The following is a 1,523-nucleotide window of genomic DNA, read 5'->3' as shown; positions in this document are numbered from 1 at the left end:
CGGAACCTGTCAAGTCAAGTGAGACGTTTTCGTGGTCAGGTGTTCTGTAGTTCGGTGGGTTGAGCTGCGGGTTTGTTGATCCATACGGTGGTCGGTAGGGCGGGTGGTCGGGGGCGGCGGGTGAACCGGTCGGGGTGGGCCTGCCAGGCGGCGTCGAGGGTGGCCTGCCGCTGGGTGTGGACGTCTCCGGCGGTGTCGTAGTGCACTGAGGCGGGGGTGTGCAGGCCGATGCCGGAGTGGCGGTGTTCGTGGTTGTAGTAGGTGAAGAACTCGGCGGCGAACTCGCGGGCGTGGTGCAGGGAGTCGAAGCGGTCGGGGAACGCGGGGCAGTACTTCAGGGTCTTGAACTGCGCTTCGGAGTACGGGTTGTCGTTGGATACGCGGGGTCGGGAGTAGGAGCGGGTGACGTCGAGGTCGGCGAGGAGTTCGGCGACGGGTTTCGAGGTCATCGACGAGCCGCGGTCGGCGTGCAGGATCTCGGGGCGCACGCCGTTGCGGGCGATGGCGTCGTCGATCAGTTCCCGGGCGAGCATGGAGTCTTCGCCGTCGGCGACGTGCCAGCCGACGACGTAGCGGGAGTACACGTCGATGATCACGTAGAGGTGGTAGAACACGCCCCGCTGCGCGGTCTTGAGGCGGGTGATGTCCCACGACCACACCTGCGACGGCCCGGTCGCCACCAGCTGGGGGATGGTGCGGGTGGGGTGGGTGGCCTGCCGGCGGCGTTCCCGGCTCTCCCCGGCGTGGCGCAGGATCCGGTACATGGTGGACTGCGAGCACCAGTAGCGGCCCTGGTCGAGTTCACGGGCCCACACCTGCGCCACGGACATCTCCGCGTACTCATCCCGGTGCAGCACATCCAGCACGGCCTGACGTTCGGCCGCTGACAGCGTCGATGGCGGGGGTGTCTTCGGCCTCAGCGGACGCGATACCACGGGCGGCTGCTGGAGCCGGTAGTGCGTGGCGCGGGACCGGCCCGTCAGCCGGCACGCCCCGGCCACCCCGAGCAGCGGCATCAGCTTGTCGAAGGCCGCGGTCAGCGCCTCCTGACCGGCCGCGGCGCGTCCGCGCTCTCGGACAACGTCTCCAAGAGCGCGTGCGCTTTTCCCATGATCTCCAGGGCGGTCTTCGTCCGCGCCAGATCCGCTTCCAGACGTTCGTTGCGCCGCCGCAACCGCTCGATCTCCGCCGCCTCGGCGCTGCGGCGCCGACTCTCCGACACCGGGCTCTTGCGGGTGCCCAGAGCGGTCAACGCACCCGCGTCACGGGCGGCCCGCCACTCCAGGATGTGCGAGTGATACAGGCCCTCCCGACGCAGGATCGCCGCGCCCTCACCAGACGCCTTCGCCGCCTCGTACTCCGCCACGATGCGTAGTTTGTACTCCGCCGTGAACGTTCGCCGTTTCGGCCGTCCGCCCTGCTCACCAGGCGTGCTGGGTAGTGTCACGATGATCCTCTTCCTGTCTCCCGGCAAGCCTAACGCTCCCGGAACGGCTGCCTCATCTCAGCCTGGCAGACAGGGC

2 protein-coding genes are annotated in these 1,523 nt (G+C 68.6%); both read right to left on the bottom strand.

Going from position 1 to position 1,523, the window contains the following annotated elements:
• Nucleotides 1-35 precede the first annotated feature (35 nt).
• Entirely contained in the window at nucleotides 36-1,016 is a 981-nt protein-coding gene (locus tag ABZ795_RS28725) for an IS3 family transposase (protein ID WP_327026626.1), read from the bottom strand.
• Between the two features lie 20 nt (nucleotides 1,017-1,036).
• Nucleotides 1,037-1,447, bottom strand: coding sequence for a transposase (locus tag ABZ795_RS28720; RefSeq protein ID WP_327026627.1), 411 nt, complete (start codon nucleotides 1,445-1,447; stop codon nucleotides 1,037-1,039).
• Nucleotides 1,448-1,523: the final 76 nt, after the last annotated feature.

The sequence above is a fragment of the Micromonospora sp. NPDC047134 genome (genome assembly GCF_040643455.1).
In the GTDB taxonomy this organism is placed as follows: domain Bacteria; phylum Actinomycetota; class Actinomycetes; order Mycobacteriales; family Micromonosporaceae; genus Micromonospora.
The sequence above is the reverse complement of the archived record's forward strand: the minus strand, read 5'-3'. Positions and strand labels throughout refer to the sequence as shown.

Excerpts from the sequence above, each read along its gene's own strand:
- ABZ795_RS28725 (WP_327026626.1), bottom strand. The coding sequence starts at position 1,016 with ATGCCGCTGCTCGGGGTGGCCGGGGCGTGCCGGCTGACGGGCCGGTCC.